The organism is Streptomyces sp. NPDC001544, assembly GCF_042894285.1.
Classification (GTDB): domain Bacteria; phylum Actinomycetota; class Actinomycetes; order Streptomycetales; family Streptomycetaceae; genus Streptomyces.
The window spans coordinates 42724-67090 of the sequence record NZ_JBIAVN010000010.1; the positions used below are offsets into that span (position 1 = coordinate 42724).

At 72.3% G+C, this 24367-nt stretch carries 25 protein-coding genes; 10 read left to right on the forward strand and 15 right to left on the reverse strand.

The genetic code is table 11. From position 1 onward, the window contains the following. Genes ACFY0F_RS24355 through ACFY0F_RS24370 form a run of 4 tightly spaced genes read right to left on the reverse strand, consistent with a single transcriptional unit; the run spans position 1 to position 2607 of the window. A complete protein-coding gene (locus tag ACFY0F_RS24355) occupies positions 1–1269 on the reverse strand; it encodes a GNAT family N-acetyltransferase (RefSeq protein WP_388798018.1) in 1269 nt (422 codons plus the stop codon). A gap of 14 nt (positions 1270–1283) precedes the next feature. Further along, positions 1284–1436 (reverse strand): hypothetical protein, encoded by a 153-nt coding sequence (locus ACFY0F_RS24360; RefSeq protein ID WP_388798021.1) that lies wholly within the window; start codon positions 1434–1436, stop codon positions 1284–1286. After that, positions 1433–2209, reverse strand: a complete 777-nt coding sequence (locus ACFY0F_RS24365) for an SDR family NAD(P)-dependent oxidoreductase (protein ID WP_388798024.1) — start codon at positions 2207–2209, stop codon at positions 1433–1435. The genes ACFY0F_RS24360 and ACFY0F_RS24365 overlap by 4 nt, the downstream gene beginning before the upstream one ends. Before the next feature lie 59 nt (positions 2210–2268). Further along, entirely contained in the window at positions 2269–2607 is a 339-nt protein-coding gene (locus ACFY0F_RS24370; RefSeq protein ID WP_388798027.1) for a YnfA family protein, read from the reverse strand. 110 nt (positions 2608–2717) lie between these two features. Here ACFY0F_RS24370 and ACFY0F_RS24375 point away from each other — a divergent pair, with 110 nt between their 5' ends. Together ACFY0F_RS24375 and ACFY0F_RS24380 are read left to right on the forward strand one after the other, a co-directional pair. Next, entirely contained in the window at positions 2718–3185 is a 468-nt protein-coding gene (locus tag ACFY0F_RS24375; RefSeq protein ID WP_388798030.1) for a hypothetical protein, read from the forward strand. Positions 3186–3256: 71 nt separating this feature from the next. Then, positions 3257–3757, forward strand: a complete 501-nt coding sequence (locus tag ACFY0F_RS24380; protein ID WP_388798033.1) for a MarR family winged helix-turn-helix transcriptional regulator — start codon at positions 3257–3259, stop codon at positions 3755–3757. Between the two features lie 292 nt (positions 3758–4049). Here the strand turns inward: ACFY0F_RS24380 and ACFY0F_RS24385 are convergent, their stop codons facing one another. Then, positions 4050–4457 carry a winged helix-turn-helix transcriptional regulator gene (locus tag ACFY0F_RS24385; protein WP_388798036.1) on the reverse strand — a complete coding sequence of 136 codons (408 nt, stop codon included), beginning with the start codon at positions 4455–4457 and terminating at the stop codon, positions 4050–4052. Between the two features lie 122 nt (positions 4458–4579). On the opposite strand from ACFY0F_RS24385, the gene ACFY0F_RS24390 reads away from it, so the two are divergent. The 5 genes from ACFY0F_RS24390 to ACFY0F_RS24410 all read left to right on the forward strand — a co-directional run bounded on the left by ACFY0F_RS24390 (position 4580) and on the right by ACFY0F_RS24410 (position 9807). Next, the gene (locus ACFY0F_RS24390; RefSeq protein ID WP_388798039.1) at positions 4580–5470 is read left to right on the forward strand and encodes an NADP-dependent oxidoreductase; all 891 of its coding nucleotides are present in this window, start codon (positions 4580–4582) and stop codon (positions 5468–5470) included. A 160-nt stretch (positions 5471–5630) separates the two neighbouring features. Continuing rightward, positions 5631–6731 carry an LLM class flavin-dependent oxidoreductase gene (locus tag ACFY0F_RS24395; protein WP_388798042.1) on the forward strand — a complete coding sequence of 367 codons (1101 nt, stop codon included), beginning with the start codon at positions 5631–5633 and terminating at the stop codon, positions 6729–6731. Beyond that, complete coding sequence (locus ACFY0F_RS24400; protein ID WP_388798045.1) at positions 6728–7318, forward strand: FMN reductase; 591 nt, start codon at positions 6728–6730, stop codon at positions 7316–7318. The genes ACFY0F_RS24395 and ACFY0F_RS24400 overlap by 4 nt, the downstream gene beginning before the upstream one ends. 323 nt (positions 7319–7641) lie before the next feature. Continuing rightward, a complete protein-coding gene (locus ACFY0F_RS24405) occupies positions 7642–8364 on the forward strand; it encodes a response regulator transcription factor (protein WP_388798619.1) in 723 nt (240 codons plus the stop codon). Further along, complete coding sequence (locus ACFY0F_RS24410) at positions 8365–9807, forward strand: ATP-binding protein (protein ID WP_388798048.1); 1443 nt, start codon at positions 8365–8367, stop codon at positions 9805–9807. 9 nt (positions 9808–9816) lie between these two features. On the opposite strand, the gene ACFY0F_RS24415 is transcribed toward ACFY0F_RS24410, so the two are convergent. Both ACFY0F_RS24415 and ACFY0F_RS24420 read right to left on the reverse strand, forming a co-directional pair. Then, on the reverse strand, positions 9817–11619 hold the full coding sequence (locus tag ACFY0F_RS24415; RefSeq protein ID WP_388798051.1) for a phosphatidylglycerol lysyltransferase domain-containing protein: 1803 nt from the start codon (positions 11617–11619) through the stop codon (positions 9817–9819). 188 nt (positions 11620–11807) lie between these two features. Continuing rightward, positions 11808–12098 (reverse strand): hypothetical protein, encoded by a 291-nt coding sequence (locus ACFY0F_RS24420; RefSeq protein WP_388798054.1) that lies wholly within the window; start codon positions 12096–12098, stop codon positions 11808–11810. Between the two features lie 154 nt (positions 12099–12252). Between ACFY0F_RS24420 and ACFY0F_RS24425 the strand changes: the two genes are divergently transcribed. Continuing rightward, positions 12253–13080: a M55 family metallopeptidase gene (locus ACFY0F_RS24425; protein ID WP_388798057.1), complete on the forward strand. Its 828-nt coding sequence runs from the start codon at positions 12253–12255 to the stop codon at positions 13078–13080. Between the two features lie 19 nt (positions 13081–13099). Here ACFY0F_RS24425 and ACFY0F_RS24430 read toward each other — a convergent pair whose 3' ends face one another. Next, positions 13100–14572 (reverse strand): APC family permease, encoded by a 1473-nt coding sequence (locus ACFY0F_RS24430; protein WP_388798060.1) that lies wholly within the window; start codon positions 14570–14572, stop codon positions 13100–13102. Positions 14573–14616: 44 nt separating this feature from the next. Further along, complete coding sequence (locus ACFY0F_RS24435) at positions 14617–15315, reverse strand: FadR/GntR family transcriptional regulator (RefSeq protein ID WP_388798063.1); 699 nt, start codon at positions 15313–15315, stop codon at positions 14617–14619. Positions 15316–15468: 153 nt separating this feature from the next. Here ACFY0F_RS24435 and ACFY0F_RS24440 point away from each other — a divergent pair, with 153 nt between their 5' ends. Then, positions 15469–16932: an amino acid permease gene (locus tag ACFY0F_RS24440; protein ID WP_388798066.1), complete on the forward strand. Its 1464-nt coding sequence runs from the start codon at positions 15469–15471 to the stop codon at positions 16930–16932. Between the two features lie 101 nt (positions 16933–17033). Here ACFY0F_RS24440 and ACFY0F_RS24445 read toward each other — a convergent pair whose 3' ends face one another. The 6 genes from ACFY0F_RS24445 to ACFY0F_RS24470 form a co-directional block, all read right to left on the reverse strand. Next, positions 17034–18164, reverse strand: a complete 1131-nt coding sequence (locus tag ACFY0F_RS24445) for an ABC transporter ATP-binding protein (protein WP_388798069.1) — start codon at positions 18162–18164, stop codon at positions 17034–17036. Next, complete coding sequence (modB, locus tag ACFY0F_RS24450) at positions 18161–19015, reverse strand: molybdate ABC transporter permease subunit (protein ID WP_388798072.1); 855 nt, start codon at positions 19013–19015, stop codon at positions 18161–18163. Before modB ends, ACFY0F_RS24445 begins: the two co-directional genes overlap by 4 nt. Beyond that, a complete protein-coding gene (modA, locus tag ACFY0F_RS24455) occupies positions 19012–19848 on the reverse strand; it encodes a molybdate ABC transporter substrate-binding protein (RefSeq protein WP_388798075.1) in 837 nt (278 codons plus the stop codon). The genes modB and modA overlap by 4 nt, the downstream gene beginning before the upstream one ends. 599 nt (positions 19849–20447) lie before the next feature. Beyond that, entirely contained in the window at positions 20448–21029 is a 582-nt protein-coding gene (locus ACFY0F_RS24460; protein WP_388798078.1) for a 1,4-alpha-glucan branching protein, read from the reverse strand. Positions 21030–21065: 36 nt separating this feature from the next. After that, on the reverse strand, positions 21066–22148 hold the full coding sequence (locus ACFY0F_RS24465; RefSeq protein ID WP_388798081.1) for a mannosyltransferase family protein: 1083 nt from the start codon (positions 22146–22148) through the stop codon (positions 21066–21068). A 203-nt stretch (positions 22149–22351) separates the two neighbouring features. Next, positions 22352–23152 carry an SAM-dependent methyltransferase gene (locus ACFY0F_RS24470; RefSeq protein WP_388798084.1) on the reverse strand — a complete coding sequence of 267 codons (801 nt, stop codon included), beginning with the start codon at positions 23150–23152 and terminating at the stop codon, positions 22352–22354. Between the two features lie 287 nt (positions 23153–23439). Here ACFY0F_RS24470 and ACFY0F_RS24475 point away from each other — a divergent pair, with 287 nt between their 5' ends. Then, positions 23440–24357 carry an NADP-dependent oxidoreductase gene (locus ACFY0F_RS24475; RefSeq protein ID WP_388798087.1) on the forward strand — a complete coding sequence of 306 codons (918 nt, stop codon included), beginning with the start codon at positions 23440–23442 and terminating at the stop codon, positions 24355–24357. Positions 24358–24367 lie beyond the last annotated feature (10 nt).

Genomic DNA, 24367 nt, shown 5'->3' on the forward strand with positions numbered 1-24367 from the left:
TCACCTCAGTCGCTTCTCCAGCAGTGTCACCGCGTACGGGTTGCCCGGTCCGCCGTCCTTGGCGGGCTGTTCGCCGACCACCGTGTAGCCCGCCGCCTCGTAGTACGCGCGCAGGCGGGGGTTGGAGGCGAGGCAGTCCAGGCGGGCGTACGGGCGGCCCTCGGCGGCGATGCGGGACTCGGCCTCCGCCAGCATGCGGCGGCCGGTCCCCGGGGGAGCCGTGTGCGGGGTCGTCATCAGGCGGTGGATGTAGCCGGCGTCCGGGGCGCGGGGGCCCCAGGCCGCCGGGTCGTCCCACCAGAGTTCCCAGGCGCCCGCCAGATGGCCGCCGCTGTGCGCCAGCCACACCTCGCCGTCCGCCATACGGGCGCGGAAGTGGGCCTCGTCCTTCTCGCCCGGCTTCCACTGGTCGATCCCGCGGGCCAGTTGCCACAGGGCCGCCGTGTCGCGCAGGCGCACCAGGACGGAGGCCTCGGCGGGGATCGCCTTGCGGTACGTCAGGGTGGGCGAGGTCTTCGGGACCGGTTCGAGCAGGTGGGCGCGCAGGGTCTTCGAGAGGCGCGCGGCGTCCATGCCCAGCGCGCCTGCCACGTACGCGTCGACCGAGCCGTACCGCGCGTCGAGAGCGGCCAGGAACAGGCGCATGACCGGGGCCGGGGCGTGGCCCCAGGCGGGCCAGGTGGGGGTGCGGCCCCCGTTTCGCGTGCGCCAGGCGGTCAGGAGGGCCGGTGTGGCCAGTTCCGTGAGGCTGAAGTCCTCGACGATCGTCGGCTCGGGGATGCCCAGGAGGGAGAGGACCAGGGCGGCGAACTGGCCCGTGCGGTCCTTGCCGGAGGCGCAGTGGAAGACCAGAGCGGTGTCGGACTCGGCCGCCTCCGCGATCAGTTCCAGTGCCGCACGGATTTCCTTGGTGCCGTCCTCCGCGACCTCCATGTAGCGCTCAGCGAGGTAGGGACCGGGATCGACGTCGGGGGTGAGGGCCGCCTGGTCGTAGGGGCGGTGCTCGATGCCGAGGTTGTGGTACGTGAAGGAGGGGTGTGCCGGGATACGGCCCCGCTTCTCCACCTCCCAGCCGTGGCGCAGGTCGATCACCGTGCCGATGCCAAGGGAGAGGAAGCGGTCCCAGTCGGGGGTGTCCTCGGTCAGCTTGCCCAAGGAGTCGGCGCGGTAGAGGCGACCGGGGCGGATGCGGTGGCGGCCGTCCGGGGTCGGATAGCCGCCCAGGTCGCGGAAGTTGTGCAGGCGGTCGAACGGTATGTGTCTGTCCACACCTCAGTGTGGACTCAGTGCGCGTGCCGCACCGCGTAGATCATCACGAACGCCACGAAGTGGATGCCGAAGAGGAAGTAGGCGAGGAAGTACCAGACCTTGCGCTCGTCCTTGGTCTCCTGTTCCAGTCGGCGTCTTTCCAGCGTCTTGTCCTGGTCGGCGGTCACAGTTCCCGGTGCACCTTCGTGTTGGAGGCCTGGGCGCGGGGGCGGACCACCAGGAGGTCGACGTTGACGTGGCTGGGGCGGGTCACCGTCCAGGTGATGGTGTCGGCGACGTCCTCGGCGGTGAGGGGTTCGGCTACGCCCTCGTAGACCTTGGCCGCCTTTTCCTGGTCGCCGTCGAAGCGGGTGAGGGCGAACTCGTCGGTGCGGACCATGCCGGGGGCGATCTCGATGACGCGGACGGGTTGGCCGACGATCTCCAGGCGGAGGGTCTCGGCGAGGACGTGGGCGCCGTGCTTGGCGGCGACGTAGCCCGCGCCGCCCTCGTAGGTGCCGTGGCCGGCGGTGGAGGAGACGACCACGACCGTGCCGTCGCCGCTGGCCACGAGCTTCGGCAGGAGTGCCTGGGTGAGGTTGAGCGTGCCGATGACGTTCGTCTCGTACATGGTGCGCCAGTGGGCCGGGTCGCCGGTGGCGACGGGGTCGGCGCCGAGTGCTCCGCCGGCGTTGTTGACGAGGACGCCGATGGTCTGGAAGGCGGTGGCGAACTCGTCGACCGCCGCGCGGTCCGTCACGTCGAGCTGGTACGCCACGGCCGAGTGGCCGGCTGCCGTGAGTTCCTCCGCGAGTGCCTCGATGCGGTCCTTGCGGCGGGCGGTGAGGACGACGCGGTATCCGGCGGCGGCGAGCTTTCGGGCCGTGGCGGCGCCGATTCCGCTGCTCGCACCGGTGACGACGGCGATGCGGGAGGCGGCGGACGGGGCGGCGGGGGCCATGGGCTGCTCCTCGGGGGCGGGGCTGGGTTCCGGGCGTCTGCGGCCAGGGTAGGCGAGCGTCAGCGGCCGTCTCTCGGCACCCACATGATCACGGCCATTCCGGCCAGGCAGATCAGCGCCCCGACGATGTCCCAGCGGTCGGGGCGGTAGCCGTCGGCGACCACGCCCCACAGCAGTGAACCGGCGACGAAGATCCCGCCGTACGCGGCGAGGATGCGGCCGAAGTGGGCGTCGGGCTGGAAGGTGGCGACGAATCCGTAGGCGCCGAGGGCGAGGACGCCGCCGGCCGCCCAGAGCCAGCCTCGGTGCTCGCGTACGCCCTGCCAGACGAGCCAGGCGCCGCCGATCTCGAAGAGGGCGGCGACGACGAAGAGGGCGGCGGAGCGGAGGACGGGCATGGGGGCAGCTTCGCACGGCCGTGTCACCTGATGGACGGCGCCTGCCGTGTACTCCTCGTGGCATACATCCCTTACATGGCATTCATATGCATATGTGAGGAGTGGGTTTCGTGCGAGGTGTCCGAGGGCTTGCCGTGGGCGGGGTCGCCGGGCTGGCGGTGGTCATGGGTGGCGGGGCCGCCTGGGCGGGTGATGCCGGGGCGGACGTGGTCTATCACGGTTCCGCGGTGATGGCCGGCGACCAGGTCGAGGTGCGGCTGACCCCGCGCAACAACGGTCCGTCCGCCGTCGTGGACGCGAGTGTGCGGCTGCGCTGGTCGGTGCCGCTCGCGGAGGTGCAGCAGTTGCCGGCGGGGTGTGTGCGCGAGGAGGAGCGGGCGGTGGTGTGCCGCACGGGTTCGCTGGCCGTGGACGGGGTGGGGGAGCGGATCGTGCTCTCGGTGCGGCTGAAGGAGCGGCCGCCGGAGCTGACGCTGGAGTTCGAGACGGCGTGGGGCGGCGCCGCCGGGGATGCCGGGAAGGCGCACGACCGGCAGCGGGTGCTGGTGCTGGCCACCGGGGACACGTACGCGTTCTGAGTCGCGGTGGCGGGATCGGCCCGGCCCGCGCCGTACGATCCCTGCACGGCGCAGGCGAAAGGTGGCCGGGCATGTCGGGAAGCGGTGCGGGGAGCGGCCGGTCGCGGCTGCTGGCGGAGCTGGCGGCCGTCTCCCGGCGGTACATGGCGTCGTACGCCCTGTTCAACCAGGCCGTCGCCGACCACTTCGGTCTGCACCCCACCGATCTGCAGTGCCTGAACCTGCTCACGCTGGAGGAGGCGCCGGTCACCACCGGCCGGATCGCGGAGCTGACGGGGCTGACGACCGGGTCGGCGACACGGCTGGTGGACCGGCTGGAGAAGGCGGGGTACGTCGTCCGGCGGCGGGACGCGGAGGACCGGCGGCGGGTGCTGGTGGCGACCGTGCCGGAGAAGGTGGCGGAGTTCGGCCGTATGTGGGACAGCCTCGGCGGCGCCTGGGAGGCGCTCTTCGACGATCTGGACGACGCCGAGCTGGGGGTGATCGTCCGGCATATGAGGCGGACGGTGGAGCTGAGCGGCGAGCAGGTCGCCCGGTTGCGGGAGGGGCGGCCGCGGCCGGACGGACCCTAGGGCCTGTCCGGCGGATCAGGTCGCAGGGCACGGGCGGTGCCTCATCGGCGCTGGTGAGCGGGGCGAATGGGGGTGCCCCCGCGCGAGCTCATTCGAGCGTGGGGGAGCGTCCGGCTGCAAGGCGGAGGAGGGCGTCGACGCGATGGGGGTCCCCCCGCGCGAGCTCGTTCGAGCGTGGGGGAGTCGGCAACCGACGACAACGCCGGTGGGGGCACCGCCCGCTCGAGCGAAGCCGAGAGCGGGGGAGGGCGTGCCAAGCCCCGCGTCTGCGGCATGATCCGCCGGACAGGCCCTAGTCGGCGGGGGTCTCCGTGTCGTAGCGCTCCCGGGCGGCCCGTACCTCGTCGAAGTGGGTCTCCGCCCAGCCTTTCACCGCGGTCAGCAGCACGGCGAGGCTGCGGCCCAGCGGGGTGAGTTCGTAGTCGACGCGGACCGGTACGGACGGGGTGACCGTGCGGCTCAGGATGCCGTCGCGTTCCAGGGTGCGCAGGGTCTGGGTCAGCATCTTGGGGCTGACGCCGGCGATCTTGCGGCCGAGGTCGCTGTAGCGCATGGGGCCCGTCGAGAGGGCGGCGACGACCAGGCTGACCCACTTGTCGCTGAGCCGGCCCAGGAGCTGGTTGGTGGGGCAGTCGCGGATGAAGGCGTCGTACTCCACGCGGGCCTGTTCGCGTCGCTGTGCCGCCGTCATGGTCGCCATGGCTCTCCTCCGCGTCTCCTACGCACCTTCAGGTAACTACTTACTGATGGATAGTAACTCTTCCTAGGGTTGTCGCAACGGGTTGGGAGACACCGACAAGCGATCGATCGGGGAGAGTTGACATGCGTGCTGCTGTGGTGAGGACGTTCGGCGGGCCCGAGGCCGTGGAGGTCGTGGAGGCGGAGGTGCCGGAGCCGAGGGCGCGTGAGGTGCGGATCAAGGTCGCGGCCAGTGCGCTGAACCCCGTGGACGCGGGCACGCGGTCCGGGGCCTTCGGCGGGGCGGGCAAGCAGGTCGGGCTGGGCTGGGACGTCGCCGGGACGGTGGACGCGGTGGGGGTGGCGACCGCGTGGAACGTCGGCGACGAGGTGGTGGCGCTCGACTACGGCATGACGAAGCCGGTGGGCGCGCACGCCGAGTACGTCGTCGTGCCCACGGACGCGGTGGCGCTGGCGCCCGCGACGGCGGACGCGGTGCACGCCGCCACCCTTCCGCTGAACGCCCTGACCGCCGCCCAGGGCCTCGACCTGCTGGAGCCGGCCCCCGGCCGGTCGCTGCTGGTGACGGGTGCGGCGGGCGCGGTCGGCGGGTACGTGGTGCAGCTCGCCGCCCACCAGGGCGTCTCGGTGACCGCGCTGGCCAGGGAGGGCGACGAGGAGTTCGTGCGTTCCCTGGGGGCCGCGCACTTCGCCTCCGGTGGCGTGGCGCCGGCGGGGTTCGACGCGGTGTTCGACGCGGCGGTGCTGGGTGAGCGGGCCCTGGAGTGGGTGCGGGACGGGGGCGCGTACGTCGGTGTCATCCCGCAGGCCCAGCCCGCGCCGGTGCGCGGGGTGCGGACGTCGGCCGTCGAGGTGGCCGCCGACGGGGCCCGGCTGGCCGAGCTGGTCAGGTTGGTGGACGAGGGGGTGCTGACGCTGCGGGTGGCCGAGACGTACTCCCTGGAGGAGGCGGTCAAGGCGCACGTGCGGCAGGCGGAGGGCGGTGTGCGGGGGCGGCTGGTGATCGTTCCGTGACGACGTGGGAGGGGGCGTCCGCGGTGGGTGCGTCAGGGGTGGGTGCGGCAGGGGGAGAAGTGTGCACTCGTGGACCAGGAGGGCCCGGCGGAATAGGCGGACACTGGGGTCTGTTGCAGGGCTATAGTTGAACGGTCAACAACTTGGAGGTTGAGCGACCATGCAGTTCGGGATCTTCAGCGTCGGCGACGTCACCCCGGACCCCACCACGGGCCGGACGCCGACCGAGCGCGAGCGCATCAAGGCCATGGTCGCCATCGCGCTGAAGGCGGAGGAGGTCGGCCTGGACGTCTTCGCGACCGGCGAGCACCACAACCCGCCGTTCGTGCCGTCGTCCCCGACCACGATGCTCGGCTACATAGCCGCGCGGACCGAGAGGCTGGTCCTCTCCACCTCCACCACGCTGATCACCACCAACGACCCGGTGAAGATCGCCGAGGACTTCGCGATGCTCCAGCACCTGGCCGACGGCCGGGTGGACCTGATGATGGGCCGCGGCAACACCGGCCCGGTCTACCCCTGGTTCGGCCAGGACATCCGCCAGGGCATCAACCTCGCCATCGAGAACTACGCCCTGGTGCACCGCCTGTGGCGCGAGGACGTCGTCGACTGGGAGGGCAAGTTCCGCAGCCCGCTGCAGGGCTTCACCTCCACCCCGCGTCCGCTGGACGGGGTCCCGCCCTTCGTCTGGCACGGCTCCATCCGGTCCCCGGAGATCGCCGAGCAGGCCGCCTACTACGGCGACGGCTTCTTCCACAACAACATCTTCTGGCCGGCCGACCACACCAAGCGGATGGTCGAGCTGTACCGCACCCGGTACGCCCACTACGGCCACGGCACGCCGGAACAGGCGATCGTCGGGCTCGGCGGGCAGGTGTTCATGCGGAAGAACTCGCAGGACGCGGTGAACGAGTTCCGCCCCTACTTCGACAACGCCCCGGTCTACGGCCACGGCCCGTCCCTGGAGGACTTCACGGACCAGACCCCGCTGACCGTCGGCTCCCCGCAGCAGGTGATCGAGAAGACCCTGTCCTTCCGCGAGTACGCCGGGGACTACCAGCGCCAGCTCTTCCTCATGGACCACGCCGGCCTGCCCCTGAAGACCGTGCTGGAGCAGCTCGACATGCTGGGCGAGGAGGTCGTGCCGGTGCTGCGTCAGGAGTTCGCCAAGGGCCGTCCGGCGGACGTGCCGGACGCGCCGACCCACCAGTCCCTGCTCGCCGCCGCCTCGAAGAACCCGGAAGGGGTGACCGTCGTATGAAGCTCGTCGTCGTCTCGGCGGGACTGAGCGTCCCGTCCTCCACCCGGCTGCTGGCCGACCGGCTGGCGAACGCGACCGCCGGGCGGACCTCGGCCGAGGTGCGGGTGATCGAGCTGCGGGACCTCGCGGTGGAGATCGCGCACAACCTCACCAACGGGTTCCCCGGGCGGGCCCTCGCGGACGCGCTGGAGGCGGTGGCGGCGGCCGACGGGCTGATCGTCGTCAGCCCCGTCTTCACCGCCTCCTACAGCGGCCTGTTCAAGTCCTTCTTCGACGTCCTCGACAAGGAGGCGCTGACGGGCAAGCCGGTGCTGATCGCGGCGACCGGTGGGACGGCGCGGCACTCGCTCGTGCTGGAGCACGCGATGCGGCCGCTGTTCGCCTACCTGCGTGCGGTGGTCGTGCCGACGGCCGTGTACGCGGCCTCGGAGGACTGGGGGGCGCAGGGGCTGGCGGAGCGGATCGAGCGGGCGGCGGGGGAGTTGGCCGCGCTGATGACGGGGCTGGTGGGGTCGGCTCCTGCCAAGGCCGACCGTGACCTTGAGGTCGTGCCGTTCGAGGAGCAGCTGGCGGCCCTGCGGGGGTGACCCGGGGTGCGGGCTGGGGCGGGGCGTTGCGCAACTCGGCGCTGCGAGGTGCCTCCCCCACCGCCCACCCGCCCGCAGCTAGGGCGGCTGTGGGGCTGATGGGCGCCGGTCCGCATTACTCAGCCCGTCCGGGGGCGCCCCCTCTGGGGGAGTTCGAGGACGAGGCCGTTCAGGCCGAAGCGGGGGTCCGGCGGCGGCAGCCCCCAGCAGAGCCCGGGGTTGCCTCCTCCACGGTGAGAGCCAGGTAAAAAGGGTGATCGTAGGCCCACTCGTCCCGGCCGAACCGCCGGAGGCCTTGGCAGACTGGGGACGTGCCCCAGACTGTGCTCCTCGCCGAAGACGACCGCGCCATCCGTCATGCCCTCGAGCGTGCCCTGAGCCTGGAGGGCTACGAGGTCACGGCGGTCGCCGACGGCGTCGAGGCGCTGGCGCAGGCCCACCGGACCCCGCCGGACGTGCTCCTGCTGGACGTCATGATGCCGGGCATCGACGGACTGCAGGTCTGCCGGGTGCTGCGCGCCGAGGGCGACCGCACCCCGATCCTGATGCTCACCGCCCTGGTGGAGACCGCCGACCGCATCGCGGGCCTGGACGCCGGCGCCGACGACTACGTGGTGAAGCCGTTCGACGTCGAGGAGGTCTTCGCCCGGCTGCGCGCCCTGCTCCGCCGCACCAGCCCGGTCGCCCCGGTCGGCGGCGGCTCCGAGGTGAGCGAGGTGAGCCGGACGGACGTCCAGGTCTCCGACCGCCAGGTGGAGGCCGCGGGGCTGCGCATGGATCTCCAGGCCCGCCGGGCCTGGCGGGGCAGGCGTGAGCTGGAGCTGACCCGTACCGAGTTCGAGCTGCTGGAGCTGCTCGTCCGCAACGCGGGCATCGTGCTCGACCACTCCACCATCTACGACCGCATCTGGGGCTACGACTTCGGCCCCGGCTCGAAGAACCTCGCCGTCTACGTCGGCTATCTGCGCCGCAAGCTCGACGAGCCGGGTGCGCCGCAGCTGATCCACACCGTCCGTGGCGTGGGTTACGTGCTGCGGGAGGACTGAGTGGGCCGCCTCGGGCGGCTGCCGGCCAGGCGTCGGCCCAAACTGGTGTCGCTGCGGACCACCTTCGCCGTGTCCTTCGCGGCCGTCACCGCCGCCGTCACGATCCTCGTCGGCATCCTCTCCTACGGTGCGGCCGCCCGTCTGGTCCGGGTCGACCAGCAGTCGGTGTTCACCGAGGTGGTGCAGGACGTGCGGGACGAGGTCCGGCAGCACGACATGAAGCCGGACGACTTCTCCTCCTCCCGCCCGGGCCACGACGTCGTACGGCCCGCCCGTACCGACGTGCAGGTGCTCGGCGCCGAGGGCGGGATCGTCGACCACGGCAGCCCCGTGCTGCCGGTCACCGCCCGGGACCGGGTCGTCGCCGGTGCGAGGGCGGCCGGGCGGCTGGCCGAGCACAAGGACGTCCGGGTCGGCGAGGACCTCTTCCGTATCGCGACCGTCTCGCTCGGCGACGGGCGGGGCGCGGTGCAGGTGGCGCAGGAGTTCAGCGACACCGAGGATCTGCTGCGGGCGCTGCAGCAGCGGACGCTGGCCCTGATGTCGGCGGTGGTGGTCGCCGCCGGCCTGTTCGGCTGGTGGCTGGCCCGCCGCATCACCCGCCGGCTGGTGATCCTCACCTCGGCCGCCGAGGACGTCGCCCGTACCCGGCAACTGGGCATCCAGGTGCCCGTCGCCGGATACGACGAGGTGGGCCGGCTGGGCCGGGCCTTCGACCGCATGCTGGGCCGGCTCGCCCAGTCGGAGGAGGACCAGCGCCGGCTGGTCCAGGACGCGGGCCACGAACTGCGTACGCCGCTGACGTCGCTGCGTACGAACATCTCGCTGCTGCGGCGTATCGACGAGCTGCCGCCCGCCACCCGTGAGGAACTGGTCGCCGACCTCGGCCAGGAGGCCCGCGAGCTGACCGACCTGGTCAACGAGCTCGTCGACCTGGCCGCCGGGCAGTCCGACACCGAGCCCCCGCAGGCCGTGGACCTCGCGGACATCGCGGAGGACGTGGTGGGTCTGGCCCGGCGCCGTACCGGACGTGACATCGTCCTCAGGGTGAGCGGGGACACGACGACGGACGGCCGGTCCGGCATGCTGCAGCGCGCCCTCTCCAACCTGGTCGAGAACGCCGCCAAGTTCGACCGTGACGGGAAGGCGCCCATCGAGGTCAACGTCACCGGGCCGGCCCGGCCGGGTGTGGTCCGGGTCGAGGTCCTCGACCGCGGACCCGGTATCGCCGACGGCGACCTCATCCGTATCTTCGACCGCTTCTACCGTGCCGCCGACGCCCGTTCCCTGCCGGGCTCCGGCCTCGGTCTGTCCATCGTGCGCGAGGTGGCCGCGGCACACGGGGGAGCGCCGTTCGCCTTCCGGCGCGAGGGTGGCGGCGCGGCGATCGGGTTCACCGTGGGCGGGGGCGGCCTGCCGAGCGGCGCGCGCGGGGGCGGCTGAGCGGTCCGGTCAGGGGCGGCAGGGGGACTTGCGGCGGCCGGGCAGGCCCGGCAGGGCGGGGGCGGTGAGGAAGCCCTCGGCCCGTGCGCTGGCCAGGCCGATGCGGGGGATGTCGCTGCTCTTGGCGAACAGCAGGAAGCGGGGCTCCCAGACGGGTCGGTACTTGGCGTTGGCCCGGTACAGGGACTCGATCTGCCACCAGCGGGAGAAGAACGCGAGGACGGAGCGCCACAGCCGCAGGACCGGTCCGGCGCCCAGCCGGGAGCCGCGTTCGAACACCGACCGGAACATGGCGAAGTTCAGCGACACCCGGCGTACGCCCAGTTCCTCCGCCCGGGTCAGGAGCTCGACGACCATGTACTCCATCAGGCCGTTCTCGCAGTCCCGGTCGCGGCGCATCAGGTCGAGGGAGAGGCCGTGCTCGCCCCACGGCACGAAGCTCAGCAGGGCGCGCGGTTCGCCCTCGGCGTCCCGGCATTCGAGCATGACGCAGCGGCCGTCGGCGGGGTCGCCGAGGCGGCCGAGCGCCATGGAGAAGCCGCGTTCGGTGGCGCCGTCGCGCCAGTGGTCGGCGCGGTCGACGAGCAGGGCCATCTCGTCGTCGGGGATGTCCTCGTGGCGGCGGACGCGGACCGTGTAGCCGGCGCGGCGGACGCGGTTGTGGGCCTGGCGGACGACGCGCATGGCGCGGCCCTCCAGGGTGAAGTCGGCGAGGTCCACGATGGCCTCGTCGCCCAGTTCGAGGGCGTCCAGTCCGTGCCGGGCGTAGATCGTGCCGGCCTCCTCGCCGGCGCCCATCACCGCGGGTGTCCAGGCGTGCCGGCGGGCTTCGGCGAGCCAGGCGTCGATGGCGCCGGGCCAGGCCTCGGGGTCGCCGATGGGGTCGCCGGAGGCGAGGCTGACGCCGCCGACGACGCGGTAGGCGATGGCGGCCTTGCCGCTGGGGGAGAAGATGACGGCCTTGTCGCGGCGCAGGGCGAAGTAACCGAGGGAGTCGCGCTCGCCGTGCCGGTCGAGGAGGTCGCGCAGGCGCCGCTCGTCGTCCTCGCCGAGCAGGGCCTGGCCGCGCGGGGCGCGGAAGAGGGCGTAGAGGACGAGGAGGAAGGTCGCGGCGACCAGGATGTTGATGATCACGTCGACCCAGCGGGGCGCGTGCACGGCGTCGAAGCGGTCGGCGAGCGGGCCTACGCTGATGCCGCGCAGCAGGGTGTAGGCGATCTTGTCCTGGAGCGTGGCGCCGGGCACCTTGTTGGTCGCGTCCACGAGGAGGGTGCCGAGGGTGGCGCTGACCAGCGTGCCGCCGGCGCCGACGGCCAGGGCGAGCCGGGGGTTGGAGCGGTCGCCGATGGCGTCGAACTCCCGGCGGCCGATCAGCAGCGCGGCCACGAACAGGGCGGTGAGCAGGGCGGAGAGCCAGTTGAACAGGTGCTCGCGGTAGTCGTCGCGGGTGAGGGCGATGACGTACAGGCCGAGGAGGGCGCCGGCGCACAGCAGGTTGAACAGCCAGGCGGCCCGCTTGCGGCGCCGCATGACCACGGCGAGGAAGAGGGCGAGGGCGGCGGAGACCAGGCCGGCGGTGGCCAGGTAGGGCGTGAAGTACTCGCCGGCGTTGTGTTCGTGGACCTCCTGGCGGAAGGGGAGGGAGACGACCGCGACGATGTTCAGCGCGGCGAGCAGCCGCAGGTACCAGACGGTGGCGGAGGCCGCGCGTGCCCGCAGCCGCGGGCCGGGGCGGACGGGGAAGCGGCGTGGGGTGTCCTGGGTGGGACGTGGGGGGTGCGTCGTCGACTGCTGTGCGGGCAGTGGGGACATGGTGACCGGTCACCTTGAGTGGGGTGGGGACGGGGACGGGTGGGCGGTCGGCCGCGTGGTCGTCACGCGTCACCGCCACCGAAGACCCTACAGTTTGTAGGGTAATGCAGGCAGGGGGTGGCCGTACGGCATCGTCCCACGGGAGTCGGAGTGCGTGGGGGCGCGTACGGCGAGGAGCGCGCCGGTTCTCAGCCGGCCCGGTCCTCCGTGCGCCGCCGGTCCGCCGTCAGCATCCACGCCAGGTTGCCCACCGCCGCACCGGCCGCCACCACGGCGACGATCACTCCGGCCGTGGTCAGCCCGTCGCTGAACAGGTGCGGCCGCCGGTCCAGGCTGTGCAGTCCGAACCCGCACAGCTCGTACACCCCGGCCGCGGCGATCGTCAGGCTCGCCACCAGCACGGCGACCGTCGGCGCCAGCGCCCGCACGGCCGGCGGTACGCCCGGCTGTGGTGGGCACGCTTCCCTTGTGTCCTGCATGCTCTCCCCCGTCGAACAGTTGCCTGGTCACTGGATACGTGTGACCGCTGCCTGCTGATCAATGCCCGTGGATCGTCCCTGCTGATCCCTGTCTGCCCGTAGGCGCCTCGAAACCTACAATACGTAGGGTCCGGTTCACCCTAGGCTGGCCACCGTGCGGATATACATCACTGCCGACATGGAGGGCGTCACCGGGCTCGTCGACGCCGACGACGTGCAGCCCGGCGGGCGGGACTACGAGCGGGGCCGGGCCATGATGGCCGAGGACGTGAACGCCGCCGTCCGCGGCGCCGTGGCCGCCGGCGCGAGCTCCGTACTCGTCAACGACGCCCACGGCCCGATGCGCAACCTCCTTCCCGAGGCACTGCACCCGGCGGCCCGCCTGGTCCGCGGCAGGCCGAAGCCGATGGGCATGCTGGAGGGGCTCACCGGTGAGTACAACGCCGTCGTCTGCGTCGGCTACCACTCCCGGGCCGGTGTCCACGGCGTGCTGAGCCACAGCTTCTTCGGCCACGAGATCGAGGACATGTGGCTGGACGGCCGCCCGGTCGGTGAGATCGGCCTGGCCCAGGCCACCGCGGCGGCGCTCGGCGTCCCCGTGGTCGCTCTCACCGGCGACGACACGGCCTGCGAGGAGGCGGCGGACTGGGACGGCGGCATCGTCACGGTCCCCGTGAAGTACGCCCGCGACCGCTTCGCCGCCGAACTGCGTCCCACCGCCGAGGCCCGCCGGGAGATCGAGGAAGCGGTCACCCGGGCCCTCGCCGCCGTCCCCGAGCCCCGCCCCGCCCCCCGGGAGGCCACCCTCGCCGTCCGCTGGCAGTCCTCCTCGGTCGCCGAGACCCTGCTGGGCATCCCCGGGGTCACCGCCACCGACAGCCGGACCGTGCGGGTGAGCGGCGGCCTGCCCGCACTCTACCGCCAGTTCGGCGTGTGGATGCGCGTGGCGGCCGCGCTGACCAACCAGCCGCCGTACTGCTGACCTTCCGGCAAGCCTCTGCTCACTCGGCGTCGGCGACGACGGACCCGACCCGCTCGGCCAGGCCCGGGTCGCGCCGGACCAGCAGGGCCGCGTAGCCGACGGCGCCCAGCAGGGTGGCGAGGGCCGCGAGGGGGAACCAGCTGTAGGGCGCGGGCTGGCCGGGCTTGGCGAGGTAGTAGAGCGGGATCAGGATGGCCAGGGTGCCGATCGCGGGCAGCACCAGGTGCCGGACCGTCCGGAACTCCTGCGGGCGGTACCTGCGGTAGTACAGCGGCAGGGCGATGTTGGACGCGAGGTAGACGAGCAGGATCAGGATGGCGCCCAGGCTGGAGGACTCGGCGAAGAAGGTGACGGGGTTCATCGGCCCGCCGTCGGCCCCGAGCAGATGGGCCAGGCCCCAGCCGCCGATGATCAGCAGCGAGATGGCGGTGAAGGTGACGATGGCGTTGTTCGGTGTACGGCGCTTGGGGTGCACGTAACCGAAGAAGGACGGCAGCAGCCCCTCGCGGCCGGCGTTGAACACCAGCCGGGCCTGGGAGTTGATGCCGGCGATCAGCACGCCGAGGGTCGAGGTCAGGCCGCCGAGGTAGGCCACGAACGCCAGCCCGCCGAGGGTGTCCTGGGCGACGTCGACGAAGGGGATGCGGGCGGCGCCGAGCCGGGCGACGTCGTAGTCGAAGCCGGTCACCGTCGCGTAGGAGAACAGGACGTAGCTCACCGTCATGATCGCGACGGAGAGGAACACAGCCCGGCCGACGTTGCGCCGCGGGTTCTCCGTCTCCTCGGCCAGCGCCGCCGAGTTCTCCCAGCCGATGAACAGGTACACCGCCAGCGGGAAGCCCGCCGCCAGTCCGTTCAGGCCGTGGCTGATGTGCCCGGGCAGGAACGGGGCGGCGGAGAGGTGGCCGCGGTGCTCGACGATCGCGGCGACCGAGACCACGACCAGCACCAGCATCTCCACGCCGAAGAAGTAGCCGGCCCACTTGGTGGACACCACCACGCCGCGCAGCATCAACCCCACGGACAGCCCGGTCAGCAGCAGTGTCCAGATGATCCACGGCAGGTCGACGCCGGTGTAGTGGTGCAGGGTGATCTGCACGAACCCGCCGGAGATCGCGATGACGGAGGCCATTGCGATGATGTAGCCGAGCCCGGCCAGCAGGGCCGTGGTCACCGCGCTGACCGGCCCGAACGTCCTGCCGACGAACGTGGTGAAGCTGCCCGCGGAGGGGTGCGCCCGGGAGAACTCGGCGAGCGTGTTGCCCAGCAGCGCGACCGCCAGCCCCGCGGTGACGATGGTCAGCGGCGACGCGATGCCCGCGGTGGTGGCGAGGAAGGCGAAACCGAAGTAGAAGCTCATGGCCGGGCCGACGTTGGCCATCGTGGCGGCGGCGATGTCCGCCATGCCGAGAACGCCGCCGCGCAGCCGCTGGGGCGTGCCGCCGGCGGGGCCCGATGTCGACGACGGGCCGACGGCTCCGAGGTCAGGCATAGCGGGGGCTCCTTCTGCGGTGGGGCGGTGCGGTCACCACGGCGTCAGTCCGGGTGGGCGTGGCGGTGGGCCTTGACGGCGCGCACGGCCGGGCCGAGGGCGCCGCGGCCGAGTTCGGTGAGCAGGTCGGCGTGGCAGCGGTTGCGCTCCCGCACCACGTCGGGTGCCGGGGCGGGCCCCAGCAGGCACTGCCGGCCGAGCAGGTCGGCGGCGAACTCGCGGATCCCGGCGCCGCCGAGCGCTTCCGCGAGGTCCAGGTGGAAGCGGGTCTCCAGCTCGACCAGGCGGGCCGGGTCGGTCACCAGGTCCATCGCGTCGACCAGCGACCGCAGCCCGTCGAGGTGACCGGCCGGGACCTCGCCGGCCCCGTGGGCCACCAGCCCGCACTCGAGCAGCAGGTGGAAGCCGTCCAGCGCGGCCGCCTCGTCGGCGTCGTGCAGCAGGGCGACGACGGCGTCCCAGTCCGGTGCGACGAAGGTGCCGCCCGCGCGGCCGCGCCGCCGGTCGAGCAGGCCGTCCTGGCACATTCCCTCCAGCGCGCGGCGCACGGTGATCTCACTGATCCCCAGTTCCTCGGCGAGGACGCCGACGTCCGGCAGCCGGTCTCCGGGCGAGACGGCCTTCAGGCGCACCCGCAGGGCGATCCGGGACCGGACGAGTTCCGATCCCGTGGGTCCCCTGCCGGGCAGGAGGCGGGTGTCCGCGCCGCCGTAGGGTCCGAACTTGCCCGCTGCATTCACCACGGCGTCACCCTAACCGTCCTGCTGAGCGGGGATGCGTGAAAAATAGAGCACCCTGAACACTTAAACAAGGTGAACAGCTCTTGTTTTTTTAGATCGTGCTGAACTAATTTCCGGACGCATGCCCTCGTCCCCACTCCTCCCCTGGATGCCGAGATGACCACGCGTCCCCCGCTCCCCGACACCGACCCGCTCACGCCCGGCGAAAGCGCCACCGCCGACGGCACCGGCACGGGCTCCGGCCTGCAGGCCGGACTGAAGAACCGCCATCTGTCGATGATCGCGATCGGCGGTGTCATCGGCGCCGGCCTGTTCGTCGGCTCCGGCTCCGGCATCGCCGCCGCGGGCCCCGGCATCCTCGTCTCCTACGCCCTCGTCGGCGCCCTCGTCGTCCTCGTCATGCGGATGCTGGGCGAGATGGCGGCGGCCAACCCGACCTCCGGCTCGTTCTCCGCCTACGCGGACCGCGCGCTCGGCCGCTGGGCCGGATTCACCATCGGCTGGCTGTACTGGTTCTTCTGGGTCGTGGTGCTCGCGGTCGAGGCGACCGCCGGCGCGAAGATCCTCGCCGGCTGGGTGCCGGCGGTACCGCAGTGGGGCTGGGCACTGATCGTCATGCTCGTCCTCACCGCCAGCAACCTGGCCTCGGTCAGCTCCTACGGCGAGTTCGAGTTCTGGTTCGCCGGCATCAAGGTCGTCGCCATCGCCGCGTTCATCGTGCTCGGCGCCCTCGCCATCTTCGGCCTGCTGCCCGGCTCGGACCACCCGGCGTCCGGCTTCTCCAACCTGACCGCACACGGCGGCTTCCTGCCGCACGGGCCGGGAGCCATCCTCACCGGCGTCCTGATGGTGGTCTTCTCCTTCATGGGCAGCGAGATCGTCACCCTGGCCGCCGGCGAGTCCGAGGACCCGCGCGGCGCGGTCACCAAGGCCACCAACAGCGTGATCTGGCGGATCGCCGTGTTCTACCTCGGCTCGATCCTCATCGTGGTGTCGCTGCTGCGCTGGGACGACCCGGCGATCCTCAAGGACGGCTCGTACGTCGCCGCCCTCAGCTCCATCGGCATCCCGCACGCCGGCGAGATCATGAACGCCATCGTGCTGACCTCCGTGCTGTCCTGCCTCAACTCGGGCCTGTACACCGCCTCCCGCATGGCGTTCTCCCTCGGCGGGCGCAGCGACGCCCCCGCCTCCTTCGGCCGCACCACGGGCCGCGGCGTCCCCCGTACCGCCATCCTCGCCTCGGTGGTCTTCGGCTTCGTCGCGGTCGCCTTCAACTACCTGTGGCCGGACACCGTATTCCAGTTCCTGCTCAACTCCTCCGGCGCCATCGCCCTCTTCGTCTGGCTGGTCATCTGCTTCTCCCAGCTCCGCATGCGCAAGATCATCCAGCGGGAGGCGCCGGAGAAGCTGATCGTGAAGATGTGGCTCTACCCCTACCTGACCTGGGCCACCATCGCCCTGATCACCTTCGTCCTCGGCTACATGCTGACCGACACGGCCGACGGCGGCGGCCGCGACCAGGTGGTCCTGTCCACGCTGGTGGCCGTGGGCGTGGTCGTCGTCGCTCTGGTCCGCGAACGGCTGGGCCGGGCACGCGCCGCGGTCACCTCGTCGTAGGCACGGGTCCGTACCCGCGGCCCGTCCTTCGCCGCTCCGAAGGACGGGCCGCGCTTGCGGACGACCAGGGCCCGGACCGCTGTTCCTCGCTCCCCGTCCCCTCAGGCGGGGTACGCGTGCGTCTGGGTCGCCTTGAGCGTCGCCCAGACCGTGGCTCCGGGGCGGAGGTCGAGTTCGGCGGCGGCGACCGTGGTCAGGTCGGCGACCAGGGGCAGTTCGCCGGTCAGCGCGGCGCGGATCTGGTCGCCGTGGGTCTCCAGGCCGGTGACCTCGCAGCGCCACAGGTTGCGGGCGCTGGAGCCGGTGGGGCGGTCGCGGTGGAGGGTGACCGCGCTGGGCGGGAAGGCGACGAAGACCGGGCCGGTGAGGTCCTCCGCCGTCGTGATCCCGGCGCCGCCGTCGACACGGACCGTGTGCCCCTCGGCCTCGCCCTGGTACAGGTTGAGGCCGACCAGGTGGGCGATGTAGTCGGTGCGCGGGTGGCGGGCGATGTCGGAGGGGGTGCCCTCCTGTACGACGCGGCCGTCCTCGACGACGACGAGGTGGTCGGCGAGGACCATGGCGTCCAGCGGGTCGTGCGTGACCAGGACGGCGACCGCCTCGAACTCCGCGAGGTGGTGACGGAGCCGGGCGCGTACGTCCAGGCGGGTACGGGCGTCGAGCGCGGCGAGCGGCTCGTCCAGGAGCAGCAGGCGCGGGCGGGTGGCCAGGGCGCGGGCCAGGGCGACCCGCTGGGCCTGGCCGCCGGAGAGACGGCGCGGTCTGGCCGAGGCGTGCTCGGCGAGGCCCATGCGCTCCAGCCACTCGGCGGCCCGGGCGCGGGCCTCCGCCTTCCCGGCGCCCTGGCAGCGCGGCCCGAAGGCCACGTTGTCCAGGGCGGACAGATGGGGGAAGAGCAGGTAGTCCTGGAAGACCACGCCGACCGGGCGGGCCTCGGGCCGCGTACCGTCCAGTTCCGCGCCGTCCAGACGCAGATGGCCGCCGGTGAGCGGGACGAGACCGGCGAGGGCGCGCAGCGCGGTCGTCTTGCCCGCGCCGTTGGGGCCGAGGAGCGCGACGACGTCACCCGGCGCCGCGGTCAGCGCCACGTCGAGGCGGAAGGAGCCGCGCTCGACGACGAGACGGGCGTCGAGCCCTTCGCCGGTGGCGACGGGAGCGCCGACGGTGGCCTTCTCGATGCCGGTCTTCGCAGTGCCGGTCTTCGCAGTGCCGGTCTTCTCGATGCCGGTCATGAGGTGGTCATCCAGCGGTCCCGCAGCCCCGCCAGCACCGCGACGGACACGGCCAGCAGGACCAGGCTGAGGGCGATCGCCGTCTCCGGGTCGTTCTGCAGGGCGAGGTAGACGGCCAGCGGCATGGTCTGGGTGCGACCCGGGAAGTTCCCGGCGAAGGTGATCGTCGCGCCGAACTCGCCGAGCGCGCGGGCCCACGCCAGTACGGCACCGGCCGCGATGCCGGGGGCGATCAGCGGCAGGGTGACCCGGCGGAACGCGGTGAAACGGGAGGCGCCGAGCGTGGTCGCCGCCTCCTCGTAGCGCGGGTCGGCCGCCCGCAGCGTGCCCTCCACGCTGATGACGAGGAACGGCATCGCCACGAACGCCTCGGCGACCACGACCCCGGCGGTGGTGAACGGCAGCGTGATCCCGAACCAGGAGTCCAGCCACTTCCCGACGACCCCGTTGCGACCCAGCGCCATCAGCAGGGCCACACCGCCGACCACCGGCGGCAGGACGAGGGGCAGGGTGACGAGGGCCCGCACCAGCCCGCGCCCCGGGAACTCGACCCGGGCCAGCAGCCAGGCCAGCGGCACTCCGAGCACCAGGCTGACCGCGGTCGCCGCCGTCGCGCACACCAGGGACAGCCGCAGCGCCTGCCACACCTCGGCGCTGGTCAGCAGGTCGGGCATGCTCCGCCAGGGCGCCCGCACCAGCAGGGCGACGAGCGGCAGGACCAGGAAGGCCAGGCCGATCAGCGCGGGCAGGAGGAGCGGCAGCGGTGCGCCCCCGCGGACGCGCCGACGCTGCCGCGGGCCACCGGTGAGGGTGTCCGCGGGGCCGGCGTCGTCCGGGGGAGGGGAGGTCACGGCTTGAGGAACCCCGCTGCGGACAGGACCTTCCGGCCCTCGGCGGACCGCACGAACGCGATGAAGGCCTCGGCGGTGGCGGCGTGCTCCGAACCCTTGAGCGGCGTGATCGGATAGTCGTTGACGGCCTTGGCCGACTCGGGGAACTCCACGCCCTCCACCTTGTCACCCGCGGCCTTCACATCGGTCTTGTAGACGACCGCGGCGTCGGCCTCCTTCAGCACCACCTTGTTCAGGGCGCCCTTGACGTCCTGCTCGTAGGAGACGGGCGTGAGCTTCAGCTTGCTCGCGTCGAGGGCCTTCTGAGCTGCCGCACCGCACGGCACCGTCTTGTCGCACAGTACGACCTTCAGCCCGGACTTGGTGAGGTCCTTCAGGGAGGAGACCTTGTCGGGGTTGCCCGGCAGGGTGGCGATCTCCAGCTGGTTGCGCACAAAGGTGACGGGCGTGCCGGCCGCGTCGCCCTTGTCCGTGACGATCTTCATCGTCTTGGGGCTGGCCGCGGCGAACACATCGGCCGGGGCGCCACCGGTGATCTGGGCGGCGAGGGTGTCACTGCCGCCGAAGCTGAAGGTCACCTTCGTGCCCGGGTGGGCCTGCTCGAACTCCTTGCCCAGCGTCGTGAAGCTCTCCTTCAGCGAGGCCGCGGCGAAGACGGTCACCGTGCCGGACAGCTTGTCCGGCGAGGACGCCGACTTGTCCGACGCGGAGGAGTCCGGCTTCGTGGACTTGTCCGAGCCGGACGACGAGCAGGCGCTCAGAGCCAGCAGGGCGGCGGCGCCTGCACCGGTCATCTGGAGCATCCGGCGGGTCCGGCGTGCGGAACGGGTCATCACGGGTCCACTCCCTCGGGGTCCTGGCGGACACATCCACGGTCTTTCGACGACCACCGACCGCAGCTCCGATCCGGCGGGCGTGCCCAGGCCGATCATAGTGCCGCAGATGCGAGCCGAAACAGGGTTGTGGCGCCGCATCAGCCTGGCCGATAGAGCGCGGAGCTTGCATCTGCGCTCACACCGACGACGGGCCGGGCCGGCCCAGGAGCGGCCCCGCCCCGCTACAGACCGAAGGCGCCGCCCTCGACGAGGATGAGGTCGTGTCGGTGGTCGCCGGGGTCCTGCGCGGTCGCACCATGCCGATGTGGCGGGACACGGACGGGCGGCTCCACCGCAAGGGCGGCCGCACGACCCTGTTCCTCTGGCTCGCCACGGCCGTCGTCAAACTGGGGCTCGGGGCGATCGCGGAAGCGGCGTTCGGCGAGCCGTTCAACGGTGACGCGCTGTGGCTCGGCCTCGGAGTCACGCTGGGCGTCCAGCAGCTGGTGATGACACGTCACGGCCGTCGGCTGCCGGTGCCGGACCCGCTGAGCGGCCGTCAGGCCGTACCACCGCGGGCCGGTGACCACCCGCCGGGTCGATACCCGGGCACCCTCCTACCGCTGCGCGACGGTCGCGAACACCCCCCGTGCAGCCGACCCGTCCGGCCACGTCCACCCGGCGACGAGACGCCCGGCCGCACCCTGCGCGGTGGCCGCGGGCCGCAGGACGCGGTTGACCCGTACCTCGTCGAGTCCGTCTTCGGGGCCGGCTCCGTGCACGGTGACCGTCGGGTCGGGGGTGTCGCTCTCGCTCTGCCGCTGCGGTACCGCCTCACCGCGCAGCAGGGCGCGCAACCCCGCCGTCACCACCGGGTCGTGGACGCCGTCGTAGATCCACCGGGTGCCGAGCAGCCCGTGCTCGGACGTGCCGATCAGCGCCTCGCCGGGGAGACCCTCCAGCGCGGCACCGCGGTAACCCATCGGCACCAGATACGCCACCGGCTCCCGCCCGGCGGCGTCCACCACGACCATGAGCTCGATCCCGACCTCGCCCTCCGGGTCGTCGAGACGGAAACCCCCGGCCTTGACCAGTTCCGGCGCCGACGCGTCGCCCACGTACCAGCTCTGCTTCGGTAGCCATCCGGTGAGCAGTTCCAGCTTGGTGGGCGTCATGGTGGTGTGGTGGATGGTGGCCATGCGTGCGAACCTATCGTAAACCGCCGCAAGTCGCGGTCAAAGAGGTTCGTGGCCGAGGACGGCCAGATACGCGCCGTAGGCCAGGGACACGGCGGCAAGGGTGCCGCCCACCAGCACGGCCCGGGCCGGGCTTGAGCACCAGGCCCGCACGATCGCCCGCGCCGGCGGGATGAGCAGGGGGAAGGCCGGCACGAGGAAGCGGGGTTTGGACGAGAAGGGGCCGGACACCGCGAGCACCAGCACAAGCAGCACGCCGGCGAAGACCACCAACGCCGGCGGGGGACGCTCCAGGCACAGCAGGCAGAACAACAACACGCTCACCGCGACGACGAGCACGGCGACCGGGAAGGCGACCCTGCCGCCGTGCAGGAACAGTGCCTTGACGAACCGCAGGGAACCCACCCCGAAATCGAGGCGGGAGTTCCAGGCGCTCTGCACCCTGAAGTAGCCGTGGAACAGGTCACCGGTCCGCCTTCCCACCCACAGCACATAGCCCACCCAGCCCAGCGGGGCGACACCGGCGCCGATCCAGAGCCGGCCGGGAACCCGCCCGCGCCGCCGCACGACCTCGCACACGGCCGCGACGACCACGGCCACGGCCACGGCGATGCCGCTCGGCCGGGTCAGCCCGGCCAGCGTCGCGAGAGCGCCCGCCGTCAGCCAGCGCCCCTTGAGCACGGCGTACAGCGACCACGCGGCGCACGCGGTGAACAGCGGCTCGGTGTAGGCCAGACCGAGGACGACCGAGTGCGGCAGCGACGCCCACAGCAGGACCAGAGCGGTGGCGACCGCCCGCCCGTGCAGATGGTGGCCGATGACGTACACCCCGCACGCGGCGAGCGCCGCCGCACTCCAGGCGATCAGCAGCGCGGCCTGCCCCGGTGACACCGGCACGACGTCCCGCAGCGCCCGGATGAGCTCCGGATACAGGGGGAAGAACGCCCAGTCGGTCTGGATCGCGCCTTTGACGACGCGGAACCGGGTCCCATAGCCGTGCTCCGCGATGTGCAGGTACCAGACCGAGTCCCAGGAGTGAGCCAGGCTGGTCGTCGTGCTCCGGCCGAGAGCGTGGTCGATCACGGCCACCGCGGCGACACCGGCGAGGCGGAGGGCAGACACGAGGGCCAGGGCGGGAAGAAGCCCCGGCGGTCCCTGCCATCGACGCCGCCGGGCCACGTGGGGACTGCTGGATCGCCGCAGCGCCGGGTAAGTGCTCACCCTTCGACCGTGACCGACCGGCCGGACGGACGCATCCCGAACAGGCCGTTCGGTGCAGGAGGGCTTGGGCGGGACGTCCGGTCAGGGCTCGGTCAGGGCTCGGGTCAGGGCTTTCGGGCGACCGCGCAGAACTCGTCGATGTCGCGGATGCCGCCGGTGTCCGTGGGGTCGGGACGCCAGCGCGGCAGCGGGACGATGCCGGGTTCGAGCAGTTCCAGGCCCTGCACGTAGCCGCGGATGTGCTCGGGGGTGCGCATGACCATGGGGTTGGGGCTGTTGTCGTTCCACTCCTTGGCCGCGTTGTCGGTACGGCCGCCGCCCACCGCGGTGGTGGTGTGCGTGAGCGCGAGACAGCTTCCGGGGGCCATGGCGTCGCGCAGCCGGCGCATGATGCCGGCCGCCTCGTCGTCGTCCGTGATGAACAGGAGGACGCCGAGCAGGGTGATGGCGACCGGTCGGGTGAAGTCGAGCGTGCGCGCGGCCTCCTCGAGGATCCGGCCGGGGTCGCGCAGGTCGGCCTCGATGTAGTCGGTCCTGCCCTCGGGGGTGCTGCGGAGCAGTGCTTCGGCGTGGCGCAGGACGATGGGGTCGTTGTCGACGTAGACGACACGCGCTTCGGGAGCGAGGCGCTGGGCCACTTCGTGGGTGTTGTCGGCGGTGGGCAGGCCGGTGCCGATGTCGAGGAACTGGCGGATGCCGCAGTCGACGGTGAAGTGGCTGATGACCCGCCGGAGGAAGGCCCGCTGCAGACGGGCCATGTCCGCGATCTCGGGATAGATGCTGAGGATGGCGTCCCCGGCCTCACGGTCGGCCTCGTAGTTGTCCTTGCCGCCGAGCCAGTAGTTCCAGGTGCGGGCGGGGTGGGCCGTGGTGGGGGCGAAGCCGGCTAAGCGCTCTTCTCGCATGACAGGCGTCCTGAAGTCGTCGCAGGCGGACAGGGGGCGTGCGCGGGCGTCGTGCTCCGGTGCGGCACGCGCACTGCGCTGGTTCTAACACAGACGTGATCGAAGGCGGTCACGTTTTCGACCGGGAGACACCGGGAGCCGGGAGATCGCTCCTCGGATCCTGGTGATCAGCGGCTGGGAATACGGATCCGCGCCCGGTCTTTGAACGCGGTGGCCCGGTCGGCGCCGGCTCCCCGGCACGCGGCCGGCCGAACCCTGTCCCGACAAGAGAGTGCGGTGATCACACGATGCAGGCGGTGCGGTTTCACGAGTACGGCGGGATCGATGTGCTGCGGGTGGAGGAGGTGGAGCGGCCGGTGCCCGGTCCTGGGCAGGTGCTGGTCGAGGTCCGCGCGGCCGGCATCCAGCCCGGCGAGGCGCACATCCGCACGGGCGCGCTGCACGAACGCTGGCCGGCGACGTTTCCCTCCGGGCAGGGCAGCGATCTGGCCGGCGTCGTGGTGGAGACCGGCCCGCACGTCCGGGGTTTCGCGGTGGGTGACGAGGTTCTGGGCTTCACTCACCGGCGGGCCAGCCACGCCCAGTTCGTCGTGGTCGACGACGTGAACCTGGTCTCCCGTCCGGCGGGGCTGGCCTGGGAGGTGGCCGGCGCGCTGTACGTGGCCGGCACGACGGCCTACGCCACCGTGTTCGCGGTCGACCCCGGCCCGGACGACACGGTCGTCGTCTCCGGAGCGGCGGGCGGAGTCGGATCGCTCGCCGTGCAGCTCGCGCGGCGGCGCGGCGCCACCGTGATCGGGCTGGCGAGCGAGCGGAACCACGCCTGGCTGAAGGAGCACGGTGTCCTCCCGGTCGAGTACGGGCCAGGTGTGGCCGAGCGCATCCGACAGGCGTCCGGCGGCAGGGTCGACGCGTTCATCGACACCTTCGGCGACGGATACGTGACCCTGGCAGTGGAGCTGGGCGTGCGGCCCGAGCGCATCAACACGATCAGCGACTGGCAGACCGCGGCCAAGGTCGGCGCGCGGACCCATGGAGAAGGCGCGGCGGCGTGCGCGGTCGTACTCGGCGAACTGGCCCGGCTCGCCGCACGCGGGCAGCTGGAGGTGCCGATCGCCCGCACCTACCCGCTGGAACAGGTACGAGACGCCTTCCGCGAGCTGGAACAGCAGCACACCCACGGCAAGATCGTGCTGCGGCCCTGAACCGGGCCAC

Excerpts from the sequence above, each read along its gene's own strand:
- ACFY0F_RS24365 (WP_388798024.1), bottom strand. The coding sequence starts at position 2,209 with ATGGCCCCCGCCGCCCCGTCCGCCGCCTCCCGCATCGCCGTCGTCACC.
- ACFY0F_RS24370 (WP_388798027.1), bottom strand. The coding sequence starts at position 2,607 with ATGCCCGTCCTCCGCTCCGCCGCCCTCTTCGTCGTCGCCGCCCTCTTC.
- ACFY0F_RS24380 (WP_388798033.1), top strand. The coding sequence starts at position 3,257 with ATGTCGGGAAGCGGTGCGGGGAGCGGCCGGTCGCGGCTGCTGGCGGAG.
- ACFY0F_RS24385 (WP_388798036.1), bottom strand. The coding sequence starts at position 4,457 with ATGGCGACCATGACGGCGGCACAGCGACGCGAACAGGCCCGCGTGGAG.
- ACFY0F_RS24390 (WP_388798039.1), top strand. The coding sequence starts at position 4,580 with ATGCGTGCTGCTGTGGTGAGGACGTTCGGCGGGCCCGAGGCCGTGGAG.
- ACFY0F_RS24395 (WP_388798042.1), top strand. The coding sequence starts at position 5,631 with ATGCAGTTCGGGATCTTCAGCGTCGGCGACGTCACCCCGGACCCCACC.
- ACFY0F_RS24400 (WP_388798045.1), top strand. The coding sequence starts at position 6,728 with ATGAAGCTCGTCGTCGTCTCGGCGGGACTGAGCGTCCCGTCCTCCACC.
- ACFY0F_RS24415 (WP_388798051.1), bottom strand. The coding sequence starts at position 11,619 with ATGTCCCCACTGCCCGCACAGCAGTCGACGACGCACCCCCCACGTCCC.
- ACFY0F_RS24420 (WP_388798054.1), bottom strand. The coding sequence starts at position 12,098 with ATGCAGGACACAAGGGAAGCGTGCCCACCACAGCCGGGCGTACCGCCG.
- ACFY0F_RS24430 (WP_388798060.1), bottom strand. The coding sequence starts at position 14,572 with ATGCCTGACCTCGGAGCCGTCGGCCCGTCGTCGACATCGGGCCCCGCC.
- ACFY0F_RS24440 (WP_388798066.1), top strand. The coding sequence starts at position 15,469 with ATGACCACGCGTCCCCCGCTCCCCGACACCGACCCGCTCACGCCCGGC.
- ACFY0F_RS24445 (WP_388798069.1), bottom strand. The coding sequence starts at position 18,164 with ATGACCGGCATCGAGAAGACCGGCACTGCGAAGACCGGCACTGCGAAG.
- modA (WP_388798075.1), bottom strand. The coding sequence starts at position 19,848 with ATGACCCGTTCCGCACGCCGGACCCGCCGGATGCTCCAGATGACCGGT.
- ACFY0F_RS24460 (WP_388798078.1), bottom strand. The coding sequence starts at position 21,029 with ATGGCCACCATCCACCACACCACCATGACGCCCACCAAGCTGGAACTG.
- ACFY0F_RS24470 (WP_388798084.1), bottom strand. The coding sequence starts at position 23,152 with ATGCGAGAAGAGCGCTTAGCCGGCTTCGCCCCCACCACGGCCCACCCC.
- ACFY0F_RS24475 (WP_388798087.1), top strand. The coding sequence starts at position 23,440 with ATGCAGGCGGTGCGGTTTCACGAGTACGGCGGGATCGATGTGCTGCGG.